This window comes from Pseudomonas sp. IzPS59 (assembly GCF_014863505.1).
GTDB classification, from domain to species: domain Bacteria; phylum Pseudomonadota; class Gammaproteobacteria; order Pseudomonadales; family Pseudomonadaceae; genus Aquipseudomonas; species Aquipseudomonas kribbensis.
Window position 1 is genome coordinate 1,745,634 of the sequence record NZ_CP062251.1, and the last position, 14,498, is coordinate 1,760,131.

Consider the following 14,498-nt stretch of genomic DNA (forward strand, 5'->3'; position numbering starts at 1 on the left):
GGAACGGGACTCAAGACATGTTCAACGGTAAATCGATTTTCATCTCCGGTGGCACCGGCTCGTTCGGGCGCAAATTCATTGCCCGCCTGCTCGAGCAATACCAGCCCAAGCGCGTGGTGGTGTTCTCCCGGGATGAACTCAAGCAATACGAAATGCAGCAGACGTTCAACGCGCCGTGCATGCGTTATTTCCTCGGTGACGTGCGCGACGCCGAGCGTCTGCGCCAGGCCATGCGCGGCATCGATTACGTGGTGCATGCCGCGGCTTTGAAGCAGGTGCCGGCGGCGGAATACAACCCGACCGAGTGCATCCGTACCAACGTCAACGGCGCGGAGAACATCATCGCCGCGGCCATCGACAACGGCGTGAAGAAAGTCGTCGCACTGTCCACCGACAAGGCGGCGAGCCCGATCAACCTGTACGGCGCCACCAAGTTGCTGTCGGACAAGTTGTTCGTCGCGGCCAACAACATTGCCGGTGAGCAACAGACGCGTTTTGCCGTGGTGCGCTACGGCAACGTGGCGGGTTCGCGCGGGTCCGTGGTTCCGTTCTTCAGCAAGCTGATTGCCGATGGCGCGACAGAGCTGCCGATCACCGACGAGCGCATGACCCGTTTCTGGATCACCCTCGATCATGGCGTGCAATTCGTCCTCGACAGTTTTGCGCGAATGCACGGCGGAGAAGTGTTCGTGCCGAAGATCCCGTCGATCCGCATTGTCGATCTGGCCCGCGGCATGGCCGAGCATCTGCCGCACAAGAACGTCGGTATCCGTCCGGGCGAGAAGCTGCACGAACTGATGGTGCCGCTGGACGATGCGCGGATGACCCTGGAGTTCGAAGATCACTATACGATCCAGCCTTCGATCCGCTTCACCAGCGTCGATGTCGATTTTGCCGTCGATAAACTCGGCGAGCACGGGCGGCCGGTGGGCGAGGACTTTGAGTACCGCTCCGACACCAACCCGCACTTTCTTTCGGTGGGGCAGATCGCCGACCTGCACGCGAAGCTGTCGGTATGATTCCCTACGGTCGGCAAAGCCTCGACCAGGCGGACATCGACGCAGTCGTCGAGGTGTTGCAGTCCGACTGGCTCACTCAAGGCCCGACCATCGAGCGCTTCGAGCAGGCGATGGCCGAGCGTTGCCAGGCGGATTTCGCGGTCGCGGTGTGCAACGCCACGGCGGCGCTGCACATTGCCTGTCTGGCCGCAGGGCTGGGGGCGGGCGACCGTTTGTGGACCACGCCGAACACCTTTCTCGCGTCGGCCAACTGTGGCCGTTACTGCGGCGCCGACGTTGATTTCGTGGACATCGATCCGCTGACCTGGAACCTCGATGCCGAGGTTCTGGCGTCGAAACTCGACGCTGCCGAGCGCGACGGCGCCTTGCCCAAAGTGCTGGTGGCGGTGGCGTTCTCCGGGCAGAGCTGCGACATGCGGCGCATTGCCGAACTGGCCGAGCGCTACAACTTCACCGTGATCGAAGACGCCTCCCACGCGGTTGGCGCCAGCTACGCCGGGCGTCCGGTGGGGTGCGGTGAGTTCGCGGCGATGACGGTGTTCAGCTTCCACCCGGTGAAGATCATCACCAGCGGCGAAGGCGGCATGGTGCTGACCAATCGCCCGGAACTGGCTGAGCGTCTGCAACGCCTGCGCAGCCACGGTATGACCCGCGATCCGCAACAGATGACCGAACCCAGCCACGGGCCGTGGTACTACCAGCAGGTCGAGTTGGGCTTCAACTACCGGATCACCGACCTGCAAGCGGCGCTGGGCCTGTCACAGTTGAGCAAACTGGACGACTTCATCGCCCGTCGCCGGGAGCTGGCCGCACGTTACGATCGATTGCTGGCGTACTTGCCGGTTACCGTGCCGGGCATCCAGCCGGACGCCGCATCGGCCTGGCACCTTTACGTGGTGCGCTTGCAGACCGATCGCATCAACCTCAGCCACCGTCAGGTGTTCGAAGGCATGCGCGCCGCCGGGATCGGCGTGAACCTGCACTACATTCCGGTGCACCTGCAGCCGTACTATCGTGAACTGGGTTTCGCCGAGGGAGACTTTCCCGAAGCCGAGCGTTATTACGCCGAAGCGATCAGCCTGCCGCTGTTTCCGTTGCTGAGTGATCAGCAACAGGATTTCGTGGTCGAGCAATTGCGTCGGTTGACTGAATGAGTGCCGCTGCGGCGGTGGATGGAAAACGGCAATGCGTGATCTGAGCGAACAGGAACAATTCTGGCAGGGCGAATTCGGTAACCAGTATGTCGACCGCAATGTCGGGCAGCCGCTGGTGGCCGCCAATCTGGCGTTGTTCGCCAAGGCACTGACCCGGGCCGGGCGGATCGACAGCCTGCTGGAACTGGGCACCAACGCCGGCAACAACTTGCAGGCGCTGCGTCAGCTGTTGCCGCGCTGCGAACTGTTCGGTGTCGAGATCAATGCCAGCGCCTGTGCCCAGGCGCGGACGCTTAATATCGCGCAGATCTGGCACGGCTCGCTGTTCGACTTTCCCCGTGAACGCCAATACGACCTGACGCTCAGCAAAGGCGTGCTGATTCATCTGGCCCCGGAGCTGTTGCCGACCGCTTATGCGCAGTTGTACGAACTGAGCCAGCGCTACATTCTGATCGCCGAATACTACAATCCGTCGCCGGTGGAAGTGTCCTATCGCGGCAACAGCGGCAAGCTGTTCAAGCGCGATTTCGCCGGGGAAATGCTCGATCGCTATCCGGATCTGCAACTGCTGGATTACGGCTTCGGTTATCACCGTGATCCACAGTTCCCGCTGGATGACGTCACCTGGTTCCTGCTGGAAAAACGCCCTTGAGCAACGTCGCAATCATCCCGGCCCGCGGCGGAAGCAAACGCATTCCGCGCAAGAATCTCAAACCGTTCGACGGTGTGCCGATGATTGCCCGTTCGATTCGCACGGCACTGGATTCAGGGTTGTTCGACCAGGTGGTGGTCAGCACCGATGATGAGGAGATCGCCGAGCTGGCGCAGGCTCATGGTGCGCAAGTGCCGTTCTTGCGCCCGGCGGATCTGGCCGATGACTTCACCGGCACCGCAGCGGTGATCGTGCATGCCTTGCAGCAATTGCCGCACTTTGATTACGCCTGTTGCGTGTACGCCACGGCGCCGTTGTTGCAGCCGCGGTTCCTGCGTCAGGGGCTCGAGTTGCTGGAGCAGCATCCCGACAAGTCCTTTGCCTTTTCGGTCACCGATTTCGGCTTTCCGGTGCAGCGCGCCTTGACCCTCGACGGGGAGGGCGCGGTGACGGCGTTGTACCCCGAGTTTCGCAATACCCGTTCGCAGGATCTGCCGGTCGCCTTTCAGGATGCCGGCCAGTTCTACTGGGGGCACAGCGAGGCCTGGCTGCGCGGCGAGGTGCTGTATTCGCCGGCCAGCCTGCCGGTGATCCTGCCCCGGCATCTGGTGCAGGACATCGACACTGCCGAGGACTGGAAACGCGCCGAATACCTCTATGCCGCACTCAAGGCCGGCGGGGAGCTGCAATGAGAGTACTGATCCGCGCCGACGCCTCGCCGACCATCGGCAGCGGCCACATCGCCCGATGCCTGACGCTGGCGCGAGTGCTGCGCACGCAGGGCAGTCATGTGGCGTTTGCCTGTCGGCGCTTGCCGGGGCATCGTCTCGATGCGTTGCAGGCTGAAGGTTTCGAGACTTTTGCGTTGCCGGATCGCTACGCCAGTGAAGACCCGGAGCAGGCCATCGAGTCGATGCTGCCGTGGCAGGCGGATATCGATGCGCTGGCGACGCAACTGGAAGGACAGGCCGAATTCGACTGGGTCATCGCCGACCATTACGGCCTCGATCATCACTGGCAGACCGCTGCCCGCCGCTTCGCACCACGGATCGCCGCTGTCGACGATCTGGCGACCCGTCGCTACAGCGTAGATCTGCTGCTCAATCAGAACCTCTCCGGCCTCAGTGAAAACTATCAGCCGCTGCTGCCGACAGGCTGCCGAACGTTGCTCGGCCCGCGCTTTGCCATGCTGCGCGAAGAGTTCAGCGGCCCGGCCATCGAGATCAAACCCGTGGCGCGACGGGTGCTGGTGAACTTCGGCGGCTTCGACGCTGCCCGCCAGACCCATCACGCGATGCTGGCACTGGCGGATTTTTCCGGGTTGGAAGTGGACTTTGTCGCGGGTGCCGACAACCCGGCATGGGCAGAGATGCAGGCACTGGCCGAGACGCGCCCGAACTGGCGCCTGTACAGTTTTGTCAGTGACTTTCATCGACGCATGACCGAAGCCGACCTGTTCATCGGTGCCGGTGGTGGCACCAGTTGGGAGCGCGCGGCGCTGGGGCTGCCGACGATCTGCATTGCCGTGTCGAACAACCAGCAGAACAACGGCGAGGTGATGGCGGCGGCCGGGGTCCATGTGTTCATGGGCGCACGGGAGCGGGTGAGCGTCGAGCAACTGCGTGATGCCATCGGTTTTGTCGTCGACAATTTTTACCTGCGCCAGAGCCTGGCCGAGCGTTCACGACAACTGGTCGACGGGCGTGGGGCGTTGCGGGTCGCCGCGGCATTGGCGGGTGCAGTGCTCAAAATGCGTGAGGCAACACTGGACGATGCGCAGTTGCTGTTTGACGGGCGCAATGCCGAAGCGGTGCGTCGCTGGTCGCTGGAAAGCGGCGCGATCGAGTGGTCGCAGCATCTGAACTGGTTGAACGCCAGTCTGTGTAATCCTCAACGGCTGTTGTTGATCGCCGAGGCCGATGACGGGCCGGTCGGGGTGTTGCGCTACGATCTGCGCGGTTTCGAGGCCGAGGTTTCGCTGTATCTGCTGGAGGGGCGTTTCGGTCTCGGCTGGGGCAGGGCGCTGCTGACGCGGGGCGAGGCATTCGTCACGACGCACTGGCCGCAGATGACCGCGATCAGCGCACAAGTCTTGCCGGCCAATCAGGCCTCATTGAATGTATTTCGTGACGCCGGGTTCACCCAAAGTGCCTGCGCGTTCACCAGGGATTTGAAGGAACACCGTTCATGAACAGTTTCAAGATTGGCGATCGCCTGATCGGTGCCGACGCACCGCCGTTCATCATTGCCGAAATGAGCGGCAACCATAACCAGTCGCTGGACGTCGCCCTGCAGATTGTCGAAGCGGCGGCCAAGGCCGGTGCCCACGCCTTGAAGCTGCAGACCTACACCGCCGACACCATGACCCTGGATCTGGCGGAAGGTGAGTTCTTTATCAAAGACCCGAACAGCCTGTGGGCCGGCACCTCGCTGTACGATCTGTACGAAAAGGCCCACACGCCGTGGGAATGGCACGCACCGATCTTTGCCCGGGCCAAAGCGCTGGGCATGCTCGCGTTTTCAACGCCGTTCGATGACAGCGCCGTGGATTTTCTCGAAAGCCTCGACGTGCCGGCCTACAAGATCGCCAGCTTCGAAAACACCGATCTGCCGCTGATTCGTCGCGTCGCGGCGACTGGCAAGCCAATGATCATTTCCACCGGCATGGCCAGCATCGCCGAGCTCGACGAAACCGTGCGTGCTGCCCGTGAAGCCGGGTGCAAGGATCTGGTGCTGCTCAAATGCACCAGTACCTACCCGGCGACACCGCTCAACAGCAATGTGCGCACCATCCCGCATTTGCGTGAGTTGTTCAGTTGTCAGGTGGGGCTGTCCGATCATTCGATGGGTGTTGGCGTGTCGGTGGCCGCTGTGGCGCTCGGGGCTACGGTGGTTGAAAAGCACTTCACCCTCGACCGCGCGGCGGGCGGGGTGGACGCTAGTTTTTCGCTGGAGCCGGCGGAAATGGCCAGCCTTGTGGTCGAAACCGAGCGCGCCTGGCAGGCCATGGGGCAAGTACATTACGGCGTGACCGAGGCTGAGAAAAAGTCTCTGGTTTACCGTCGGTCGCTGTATGTCACGGCCGACATGGCGGCCGGTGAGCCCTTCACGGCGGCCAATCTGCGCGCCATTCGTCCCGGTCTCGGTCTGCCGCCCAAACACACCGATGCCGTCCTCGGCCGCCGTGCGCGCGCGCCGATCAAACGCGGCACGCCGCTGGACTGGTCGCTGGTCGAATAACCCGATCTGCACCGATTCGGCAAAATAGCGTGACCTGCGAGTCATAACGCGCATCTTCACTGTATTGTATTGACCGGGGAGATGGCGCCTGGCCCGTTAGCGGTTCCAGTGATAGCCCTTTGCGCTCCCCGTGGCTGCCCGTTGTGGCGGCCGTTTTCTGTTTGTCGGCGCCCCTCGAAATCCTTGCGAGCGGTGGTATTGGGCTGTTTATTATTGGGAAGCCGTAATGATTGGCATAAAAAGCATTGCGAGCTACGTTCCTGTAGCCGGCGTGGACAATTACGCACAAGGTGCAAAATTCGAGAAGGATGAAGAATTCATCCTCGGCAAGATCGGTTCGGCCTTCCTGCCACGTAAAGACGCAGAGCAGGAAACTTCCGATCTGTGCGTTGAAGCGGCCAATGCGCTGTTTGCCAGCAACCCTGAGCTGAAGCGTGAATCCATCGATGCGCTGATCGTCGTCACCCAGAACGGTGATGAAGAAGGTCTGCCGCATACGGCAGCAATCGTGCAGGACAAGCTCGGCCTGCCAACCAATGTCGCTGCGTTCGACATTTCCCTGGGCTGCTCCGGTTACGTCTATGGCATCTACGCGATCAAGGGCTTCATGGAAGCCGCCGGCCTGAAGAACGGCCTGCTGATCACTGCCGACCCGTATTCGAAAATCGTCGACCCGGAAGACCGCAACACCACCATGCTGTTCGGCGATGCGGCCACGGCGACCTGGATGGGTGAAGACCCGGTATGGGCGCTGGGCAAGGCCAAGTTCGGCACCGATGGTTCGGGTGCGCCGCACCTGAAAGTCACCGATGGCGTGTTCTTCATGAACGGTCGCCAGGTGTTCAACTTTGCGCTGCTGAAAGTCCCGGCACACTTGCATGAGTTGCTCGACGACTCCGGTCTCAACGCCGATGACATCGATGCGTTCTGCATTCACCAGGGCAGCGCGGCGATTGTCGATGCCGTGGCGCGACGCTTCGAAGGCGAGCCGGAGAAGTTCATCAAAGACATGGTCGAGACCGGCAACACCGTGTCATCGAGCATTCCGCTGCTGCTGGAGAAGCACGCGCTGGATTCCAGCTGGAACCGAGTGGCGCTCAGCGGTTTCGGCGTCGGTCTTTCGTGGGGTTCGGCGATTATCTATCGTCCTTGAACCCGCCAAAAACGACGGATACAAAAATAGCGTTCAAGGGGTAACCTTGAACGCTATTTTTTTGCCTGAATGGAGCGCGGGGCATCATGAGCGAGTTTTTCCACGCCAACGCTGAAGTCATCGAGCGACGCTGGCCTGCGCTGTTCGCACGGTTGATGAGCGAAGACAGTTCGACGATCCAGGCCGAGCTCACGCAAGGGCTGGGTTCGACACTAAGCATCGGTGGCATTCAGCTCACCAGTCGCCATGACCGCATCCATGAAGCCCGGATTCAGGCCGAGAGCCTGTCAAAGGACAAGCCGCAATTGCACGTCTACGGCACCGGCCTCGGGGATTTGCCAACCTTGCTGCTGGAGCGTGCCGGGCTTGAGCGTCTGTACGTGCACATCCTCAATGGCGCGCTGTTCGCCCTGGTGTTGCAACTGATCGATCAGCGGCAGTGGCTGGAAGACTCGCGGGTGGAGCTTCTGTACGCCGGGGACTTGCCCGACATCTGCACGCCGTTTTTTGCCTTGCCGGCGGAGATGCTGCTGGCCGACGACTTCAACGCGAAGATCCGTGATCGGCTGGTCAGTGAAGTGCACCTGAGCTTCAACAATCGGGAATTCGATCCGCAGTCGCCTTTCATTCAACAGCGTCTGCAGGACTGCCTGCCGGTGCTGCTCGCTGACGACGACGTGGCGCAATTGTTCGGCACTTGCGCTGGCCGGGAGATCTACGTGATCGGCACCGGGCCGACCCTTGAGCAGCATTTCGAGCGACTGGCCGCCATTCGCGAGCGAGACGAGCGCCCGCTGTTCATTTGCGTCGATACCGCTTACCGGCCGCTGCGTGAGCACGGGATCGTGCCCGATTTGGTGGTGAGCATCGACCAGCGCATCAGCTTCCGGCATTTGCCGTTCGAAGAATCAGACGGCATCCCGCTGGTGTATCTGCCCATGAGCGACCCCGAGGTGCTGCGGGCCTGGAAGGGCAAGCGCTACGGCGGCTATTCGCTCAGCCCGGTCTATGCGGCGTTGCGTGAGCAACATCCAAGGGCGCTGCTGCATGTGGGCGGCAGCGTGATTCACCCGGCGGTGGATCTGGCGGTGAAGATGGGTGCCGCGCGGATCACTCTGTTCGGCGCCGATTTCGCGTTTCCGATGAACAAGACCCATGCCGGCTGGAATGACGGTGACCTGGGCCCCTCGGTGAATCAGGCGCGGCACTGGGTGCGTGACGGTTTCGGTGAGCGTGTCAGTACGCAGCTCAATTTTCGCGGTTATCTGTGTGTGCTTGAGCGATACATCGCCAGTCAGCCGCAGGTGGAGTTTTTCAACAGCAGCCGCTCAGGCGCGTTGATTGCCGGGACGCGTTTCAATCAGGAGTTCGTGCAATGAGTGCGGTGCAGGGTTGTGTCGACGAGTGCCGGCGCTGTGCCGGGCTATTTCGCCTGGGGCGGGATGTCGAAGCGGCGCTGGAGATGGTGGATGTATTCGAGGGGGCGCAGCATTTGCTGGTGTCCGCTTCGCCGGATATCCAGCAGTCGTGGGCGCAAGTGCTCTCGCAAATGCTCGATTGCCAGGAACGTCAGGACTGGCTCGGTCTCGCCGATTTCATGGAGTACGAATTGATCCAGTTGCTGGAAAGTTCTTTGGCCTAAAAGAGCACCGACAGCACTGGCCCGCAGCTTTGCGCGGCGGACGGTTTTATGGCGTCATTTTTTTCGAGGGTGAAGTGCTGCTAAGTCTTTGTTTTCTCGGGGGTGGCAGGGTGATGGCAAAAATTTTCAAAAAAGCCCTCAAGCAACCTGCAAACCCGACGATAACTATTACGAAGGTTCTCTAGGCCATACCCGGCGGTTGCCAGGGCCGGAAGCCGCAGTACCCAACCAACGAGGAATTCGTCATGGCTTTAACAGTAAACACCAACACCACGTCGTTGAACGTTCAGAAAAACCTGAACCGCGCCTCCGACGCTCTGTCGACTTCGATGCAGCGCCTGTCTTCCGGCCTGAAAATCAACAGCGCTAAAGACGACGCCGCTGGCCTGCAGATCTCCAACCGTATGTCTTCCCAGATCCGCGGTAACACTCAGGCTATCCAGAACGCCAACGACGGTATCTCCGTTGCCCAGACCGCTGAAGGCGCTCTGCAAGCTTCGACCGACATTCTGCAGCGTATGCGTGAACTGGCTGTTAAAGCACGTAACGGTACCAACGGCACTGCTGACCAGACCGCTACCAACGCTGAATTCGCTCAGATGTCTGACGAAATCACCCGTATCTCGGCTGCTACCAACCTGAACGGCAAAAACCTGCTGGACGGTTCGGCTGGTACTGTAACTCTGCAAGTTGGCGCAAACACCGGTTCGGCTAACCACATCGACCTGGTACTGAGCTCCAAGTTCGACGCCGTAAGCCTGTCCGTAGGTAGCGGTACTGTAGTTCTGACCGGTACTTCGGGTACTGGTGCTGGTTCTGCTTCGCAGAACATCGACAACGCGATCACTGCAATCGACGCCGCTATCGCTGCAATCGGTGCAACTCGTGCCAGCCTGGGTGCTTCGCAAAACCGTCTGACCAGCACCATCCAGAACTTGCAGAACATCACCGAGAACACCACTGCTGCACAAGGTCGCGTACAAGATACCGACTTCGCCGCAGAGACTGCTAACCTGACCAAGCAGCAAACCCTGCAACAGGCTTCGACCTCTGTTCTGGCTCAAGCCAACCAACTGCCTTCCGCTGTACTGAAGCTGCTTCAGTAATTCCGGAATGAGTTTTGGCGGGGGAGTGCGCTTGCGTGCTCTCTCGCTTTTTACATTAAGAGGTGATGAGCATGGACATGAGCGTAAAGCTTAACCTGTCTTATCCGGCGCCAAAGCCAGCCAATACCGTCGCCGACAAACCGTCGGAAACCAAGCCTCAGGCCGTTGATACCGTTACTGACGTCAAAAAGAGCCAGGAATCGGACGAGACCAAGCTGAAGCTGGCGGTGCAGGAGATCGAGAAGTTCGTTCAGTCGATCAAGCGCAACCTGGAATTCTCGATCGATGAGCATTCCGGAAAGGTCATCGTCAAGGTGATCGCAAGCGAGACGGGCGAGGTCGTACGACAGATCCCATCCGCAGAAGCTCTCAAGCTGGCAGACAGCCTGGCCAACGCGAGTCACGTGTTGTTCGACGCCAAAGTCTGATAGCTGGCATGAATCGTGTTTGAAGTGCTTTAGACCCCACAAGGGTCAAAAGACTGGCAACAACCCCAAGGGAGATGCACATGGCAAGTCCAATTTTACCGGGTTCGGGCCTGGGTTCCGGCCTGGACATCGGTGCGATCGTTACAGCGCTGGTCAATGCCGACAAGTCGCCAAAGCAGACGCAGATCGATTCCGCTACCAAAACCAACACGCTGAAGATCTCCGGTGTCGGTACTCTGAAGAGTGCATTGACTGCATTCCAGACGGCGATGACCAACCTGGGCAGCAAGACCAGTCCTGCGTTTTCCGGTTACACGGCGACTTCGGGCACGCCTACCGTTCTGGGTGCGACTTCGGATAACACCGCGGTCTCGGGCACTTACAGTGTTGTTGTGAATAATCTGGCTACCGGCTCGAAAATAGCCAGTGCGTCCTTTGCCGGCGGTGCTGCCAGTGCCATTCCGAGTGGTACCCTGAAAATCAGTCAGAATGGCACTGATTACAATGTCGACATTCCGGCCAACTCCACCTTGCAGAGCACCCGTGATGCCATCAACAAGGCACAGGGCGCCAATGGTATTTCCGCCAACATCGTGACGGACAGCACCGGTGCATCGCGTCTGGTCATCAGTTCGAGCAAGACGGGCGCTGGCTCGGACATGACGGTCAGCGGTATTGCCGGTCTGGAAATCGATGGCACCAAGCCGATGAGTGCCACGCCGGCGGCGGGTGATTCCGGAGCGGTCAACGGGCTCGCACAAGATGCTTCGCTGACCATCGACGGCCTGAAGGTGACCAGCAAGAGCAACAACGTGACGGGTGCCATCAGTGGTTTGACCATGAACCTGCTGACGGTTCCCAATCCGCCAGGCACGCCTGTCGTGGTGACTGTCGATGCCAACACCAAGAACCTGCAGACGTCGGTTCAGGCGTTCGTTGATGCCTACAACACCCTGAAGACCACTATTGACACCTTGTCCAAGGCGACCCCGGACGAAGATGGCAAGCTGACCGTTCAGGCGGCATTCACCGGTGACTCCCTGCCGCGTTCGTTGATTGCCGATATCCGCAGCCAGCTGACCATTCCGAGTGGTGATAGCAAAGGCCCGATGGCTTACCTGTCGCAGTTGGGTGTGATGACCGACAAGCTCACCGGTAACCTGACGTTCGACACGGTTGCTTTCAACAAGACCATGTCCACGCCGGGCATGACCGGTCAGGTTCAGCAGTTGTTCACCGGAACCACTGATACCGACGGTCTGCTGGTTCGCATGAGCAAGGCCGTGGATCCGTATCTGAAGGCCCCGGCCGGTAGCAGCCCTACCGCCACAGGCTTGCTTGATCAGCGCATGGCCATCCTGAACAACAACACCAAGAGCCTGACCAGCCAACAGCTGGCGCTGGATCTGCGTGTTGCCAACCTGACCAAGACGCTGACTGCCAAGTACAACGCCATGGACTTGCTGGTAGGGCAGATGAAGGCAACGGCCAGCAACATCACGTCGTTCTTCAGCTCGCTGAACGCTCAGCAATCCGCGAAGTAACATGCAAGAGCGACAAAAACCCGGCTACGCTTTCGAGCGTGTGCCGGGTTTTTGTCTTGTGGTCTAAAGTTTTTCGGCTCGCTGGCGATACACTGGTCATACGAGTCATTGTGGCAAATGAGGTAGAACATGAATCCGATGTTAGCCCTTCGGCAATACCAGAAAGTTGGCGCCCACGCTCAGACGTCCGAAGCGAGCCCTCACCGTCTGGTGCAAATGCTGATGGAAGGTGGCCTGGCACGTATTGCCCAGGCCAAAGGTGCGATCGAACGCAAGGACATTCCTGCCAAGTGCACGGCGATCAGCAAGGCCATTGGTATCGTCAGCGGCTTGCGTGAAGGCCTGGATCTGGAGAATTCCGCCGATACGCTGGCTGATCTGGACGGGCTGTATATCTACATGATGAAGCGTCTTGCCGAGGCCAACATCAACAGCGATCCGCGTATTCTGGATGAAGTCGCCGGCTTGCTGAGCACGGTAAAAGAAGGCTGGGATGCCATTGCTCCTACGCCTGCTCCTCAGTTTTAAGGAGATCACCATGAGTCTTGTATTGCAGCGAATCGAAGAAACCCGAGTGGCGTTGGTCGGTGCCCTGGCCGAGCGCAACTGGGAGGCGATCGGTCAACTGGACCTCGATTGCCGTTCCTGCATGGAAGATGTCTTGAGTGAGGCTTCGCTGGATGAGGTCGCGCTGCGTGACAATCTCGAAGAGCTGCTCCATGTCTACAAAGAGCTTCTCGAGGTCGCCATGGGTGAGCGTCAGGCGATAGTCGACGAGATGTCGCAGATCACCCAAGCGCAGAACGCGGCAAAGGTTTACCATCTGTTTGGTTAATTAACCCTCAGTTAATCCAGACATGTGCGCCATAAATTTGACTGTGCACGGTTTTTTGACTTAACTAGTGGCTGTTTTCAGATTTCAGGCGTCTACAGGCACGAAGTGTCCTGCAAGCGTCTCGCTTGCCCCTCGTTTCGGGCATTGAGTTGACTAGGGAAGTTGCTATTGCATGTGGCGTGAAACCAAAATTCTGCTGATCGATGACGATAGCGTCCGCCGCCGCGACCTGGCGGTGATTTTAAATTTTCTTGGCGAAGAAAATTTACCCTGCGGAAGCCATGACTGGCAGCAGGCAGTCGGCTCTTTGTCGTCTAGTCGTGAGGTCATTTGCGTACTGATCGGGACGGTCAATGCTCCTGGTGCGCTTTTGGGCCTGTTAAAGACACTCTCGACCTGGGATGAGTTCCTTCCGGTTTTGCTGATGGGCGATAATTCTTCGGTGGACTTGCCCGAAGACCAACGCCGCCGGGTACTTTCGACTCTCGAAATGCCGCCGAGCTACAGCAAATTGCTGGACTCCCTGCACCGTGCCCAGGTCTATCGCGAAATGTACGACCAGGCCCGCGAGCGCGGCCGTCATCGCGAACCCAACCTGTTCCGCAGCCTCGTCGGCACCAGCCGGGCGATCCAGCATGTGCGCCAGATGATGCAGCAGGTGGCCGACACCGACGCCAGCGTGCTGATCCTCGGCGAGTCCGGCACCGGCAAGGAAGTGGTTGCGCGTAACCTGCATTACCATTCCAAGCGTCGTGATGCGCCGTTCGTGCCGGTCAACTGCGGGGCGATCCCGGCAGAGCTGCTGGAAAGCGAACTGTTCGGCCACGAGAAGGGCGCCTTCACCGGCGCGATCACCAGCCGTGCCGGCCGCTTCGAGCTGGCCAACGGCGGTACGCTGTTCCTCGACGAAATCGGCGACATGCCGCTGCCGATGCAGGTCAAGCTGCTGCGTGTGCTGCAGGAACGCACCTTCGAGCGCGTGGGCAGCAACAAGACCCAAAGCGTAGACGTGCGCATCATTGCCGCGACCCACAAGAATCTCGAAAGCATGATCGAGATCGGCACCTTCCGCGAAGACCTCTACTATCGCCTGAACGTGTTCCCGATCGAGATGGCGCCGCTGCGTGAGCGCGTCGAAGACATTCCGCTGCTGATGAACGAACTGATTTCGCGGATGGAGCACGAGAAGCGCGGCTCGATCCGTTTCAATTCCGCCGCGATCATGTCCCTGTGTCGTCACGGCTGGCCGGGCAACGTCCGCGAACTGGCCAACCTGGTGGAGCGCATGGCGATCATGCATCCGTATGGGGTGATCGGTGTGGTCGAGCTGCCGAAGAAATTCCGCTACGTCGACGACGAAGACGAGCAAATGGTCGACAGCCTGCGCAGCGATCTGGAAGAGCGCGTGGCAATCAACGGCCACACGCCGGACTTCACCGCCAACGCCATGCTGCCGCCGGAAGGTCTGGACCTGAAGGACTACCTCGGTGGTCTGGAGCAGGGCCTGATTCAGCAGGCGCTGGATGATGCCAACGGCATCGTGGCCCGGGCCGCCGAACGCCTGCGTATCCGCCGCACCACGCTGGTGGAGAAAATGCGCAAGTACGGCATGAGCCGGCGTGAAGGTGATGAACAGGCGGATGATTGACGCCTGTTTTTCAACTGCTTCATTTATAAGCGGTTTTTTTTAGGCACGGGTATTGCTACATCCCTCGCAACGTTCCG

Annotated in this window: 15 protein-coding genes; all 15 read left to right on the forward strand. The window is 59.8% G+C overall.

Annotated elements, in window-relative coordinates:
• Positions 1-17 precede the first annotated feature (17 nt).
• The 15 genes from pseB (at position 18) to IF189_RS07950 (ending at position 14,421) form a co-directional block, all read left to right on the forward strand.
• On the forward strand, positions 18-1,019 hold the full coding sequence (gene pseB, locus IF189_RS07880) for a UDP-N-acetylglucosamine 4,6-dehydratase (inverting) (RefSeq protein WP_085710442.1): 1,002 nt from the start codon (positions 18-20) through the stop codon (positions 1,017-1,019).
• Positions 1,016-2,173, forward strand: a complete 1,158-nt coding sequence (pseC, locus tag IF189_RS07885) for a UDP-4-amino-4,6-dideoxy-N-acetyl-beta-L-altrosamine transaminase (protein WP_134825881.1) — start codon at positions 1,016-1,018, stop codon at positions 2,171-2,173. The genes pseB and pseC overlap by 4 nt, the downstream gene beginning before the upstream one ends.
• A 31-nt stretch (positions 2,174-2,204) precedes the next feature.
• Positions 2,205-2,825 carry a pseudaminic acid biosynthesis-associated methylase gene (locus IF189_RS07890; RefSeq protein ID WP_192553087.1) on the forward strand — a complete coding sequence of 207 codons (621 nt, stop codon included), beginning with the start codon at positions 2,205-2,207 and terminating at the stop codon, positions 2,823-2,825.
• A complete protein-coding gene (gene pseF / locus IF189_RS07895) occupies positions 2,822-3,517 on the forward strand; it encodes a pseudaminic acid cytidylyltransferase (RefSeq protein WP_192553088.1) in 696 nt (231 codons plus the stop codon). Before IF189_RS07890 ends, pseF begins: the two co-directional genes overlap by 4 nt.
• The gene (gene pseG / locus IF189_RS07900) at positions 3,514-5,016 is read left to right on the forward strand and encodes a UDP-2,4-diacetamido-2,4,6-trideoxy-beta-L-altropyranose hydrolase (protein ID WP_192553089.1); all 1,503 of its coding nucleotides are present in this window, start codon (positions 3,514-3,516) and stop codon (positions 5,014-5,016) included. Before pseF ends, pseG begins: the two co-directional genes overlap by 4 nt.
• The gene (gene pseI, locus IF189_RS07905; RefSeq protein ID WP_192553090.1) at positions 5,013-6,065 is read left to right on the forward strand and encodes a pseudaminic acid synthase; all 1,053 of its coding nucleotides are present in this window, start codon (positions 5,013-5,015) and stop codon (positions 6,063-6,065) included. The genes pseG and pseI overlap by 4 nt, the downstream gene beginning before the upstream one ends.
• Positions 6,066-6,291: 226 nt before the next feature.
• Positions 6,292-7,218, forward strand: coding sequence for a ketoacyl-ACP synthase III (locus tag IF189_RS07910; RefSeq protein WP_085710450.1), 927 nt, complete (start codon positions 6,292-6,294; stop codon positions 7,216-7,218).
• Between the two features lie 86 nt (positions 7,219-7,304).
• A complete protein-coding gene (locus tag IF189_RS07915; RefSeq protein WP_192553091.1) occupies positions 7,305-8,597 on the forward strand; it encodes a motility associated factor glycosyltransferase family protein in 1,293 nt (430 codons plus the stop codon).
• Positions 8,594-8,860, forward strand: coding sequence for a hypothetical protein (locus IF189_RS07920; protein WP_192553092.1), 267 nt, complete (start codon positions 8,594-8,596; stop codon positions 8,858-8,860). Before IF189_RS07915 ends, IF189_RS07920 begins: the two co-directional genes overlap by 4 nt.
• Positions 8,861-9,105: 245 nt before the next feature.
• Positions 9,106-9,966, forward strand: coding sequence for a flagellin domain-containing protein (locus IF189_RS07925; RefSeq protein WP_115076997.1), 861 nt, complete (start codon positions 9,106-9,108; stop codon positions 9,964-9,966).
• Between the two features lie 71 nt (positions 9,967-10,037).
• Positions 10,038-10,394 carry a flagellar protein FlaG gene (locus tag IF189_RS07930; protein WP_134825888.1) on the forward strand — a complete coding sequence of 119 codons (357 nt, stop codon included), beginning with the start codon at positions 10,038-10,040 and terminating at the stop codon, positions 10,392-10,394.
• A gap of 80 nt (positions 10,395-10,474) precedes the next feature.
• Entirely contained in the window at positions 10,475-11,938 is a 1,464-nt protein-coding gene (gene fliD, locus IF189_RS07935; RefSeq protein WP_192553093.1) for a flagellar filament capping protein FliD, read from the forward strand.
• Between the two features lie 129 nt (positions 11,939-12,067).
• Positions 12,068-12,466, forward strand: coding sequence for a flagellar export chaperone FliS (gene fliS, locus IF189_RS07940; protein ID WP_085710456.1), 399 nt, complete (start codon positions 12,068-12,070; stop codon positions 12,464-12,466).
• A 10-nt stretch (positions 12,467-12,476) separates the two neighbouring features.
• Positions 12,477-12,773, forward strand: a complete 297-nt coding sequence (locus IF189_RS07945) for a flagellar protein FliT (RefSeq protein ID WP_085710457.1) — start codon at positions 12,477-12,479, stop codon at positions 12,771-12,773.
• Positions 12,774-12,945: 172 nt separating this feature from the next.
• The gene (locus tag IF189_RS07950; RefSeq protein WP_003222863.1) at positions 12,946-14,421 is read left to right on the forward strand and encodes a sigma-54 dependent transcriptional regulator; all 1,476 of its coding nucleotides are present in this window, start codon (positions 12,946-12,948) and stop codon (positions 14,419-14,421) included.
• The last annotated feature ends 77 nt before the right edge of the window (positions 14,422-14,498 follow it).

Bases quoted from the DNA above. Each gene is read 5' to 3' on its own strand.
- IF189_RS07930 (WP_134825888.1), top strand. From the start codon at position 10,038: ATGGACATGAGCGTAAAGCTTAACCTGTCTTATCCGGCGCCAAAGCCA.
- fliD (WP_192553093.1), top strand. From the start codon at position 10,475: ATGGCAAGTCCAATTTTACCGGGTTCGGGCCTGGGTTCCGGCCTGGAC.
- fliS (WP_085710456.1), top strand. From the start codon at position 12,068: ATGAATCCGATGTTAGCCCTTCGGCAATACCAGAAAGTTGGCGCCCAC.
- IF189_RS07945 (WP_085710457.1), top strand. From the start codon at position 12,477: ATGAGTCTTGTATTGCAGCGAATCGAAGAAACCCGAGTGGCGTTGGTC.
- IF189_RS07910 (WP_085710450.1), top strand. From the start codon at position 6,292: ATGATTGGCATAAAAAGCATTGCGAGCTACGTTCCTGTAGCCGGCGTG.
- pseB (WP_085710442.1), top strand. From the start codon at position 18: ATGTTCAACGGTAAATCGATTTTCATCTCCGGTGGCACCGGCTCGTTC.
- IF189_RS07890 (WP_192553087.1), top strand. From the start codon at position 2,205: ATGCGTGATCTGAGCGAACAGGAACAATTCTGGCAGGGCGAATTCGGT.
- pseC (WP_134825881.1), top strand. From the start codon at position 1,016: ATGATTCCCTACGGTCGGCAAAGCCTCGACCAGGCGGACATCGACGCA.
- pseI (WP_192553090.1), top strand. From the start codon at position 5,013: ATGAACAGTTTCAAGATTGGCGATCGCCTGATCGGTGCCGACGCACCG.
- pseG (WP_192553089.1), top strand. From the start codon at position 3,514: ATGAGAGTACTGATCCGCGCCGACGCCTCGCCGACCATCGGCAGCGGC.
- IF189_RS07950 (WP_003222863.1), top strand. From the start codon at position 12,946: ATGTGGCGTGAAACCAAAATTCTGCTGATCGATGACGATAGCGTCCGC.
- IF189_RS07920 (WP_192553092.1), top strand. From the start codon at position 8,594: ATGAGTGCGGTGCAGGGTTGTGTCGACGAGTGCCGGCGCTGTGCCGGG.
- IF189_RS07915 (WP_192553091.1), top strand. From the start codon at position 7,305: ATGAGCGAGTTTTTCCACGCCAACGCTGAAGTCATCGAGCGACGCTGG.
- IF189_RS07925 (WP_115076997.1), top strand. From the start codon at position 9,106: ATGGCTTTAACAGTAAACACCAACACCACGTCGTTGAACGTTCAGAAA.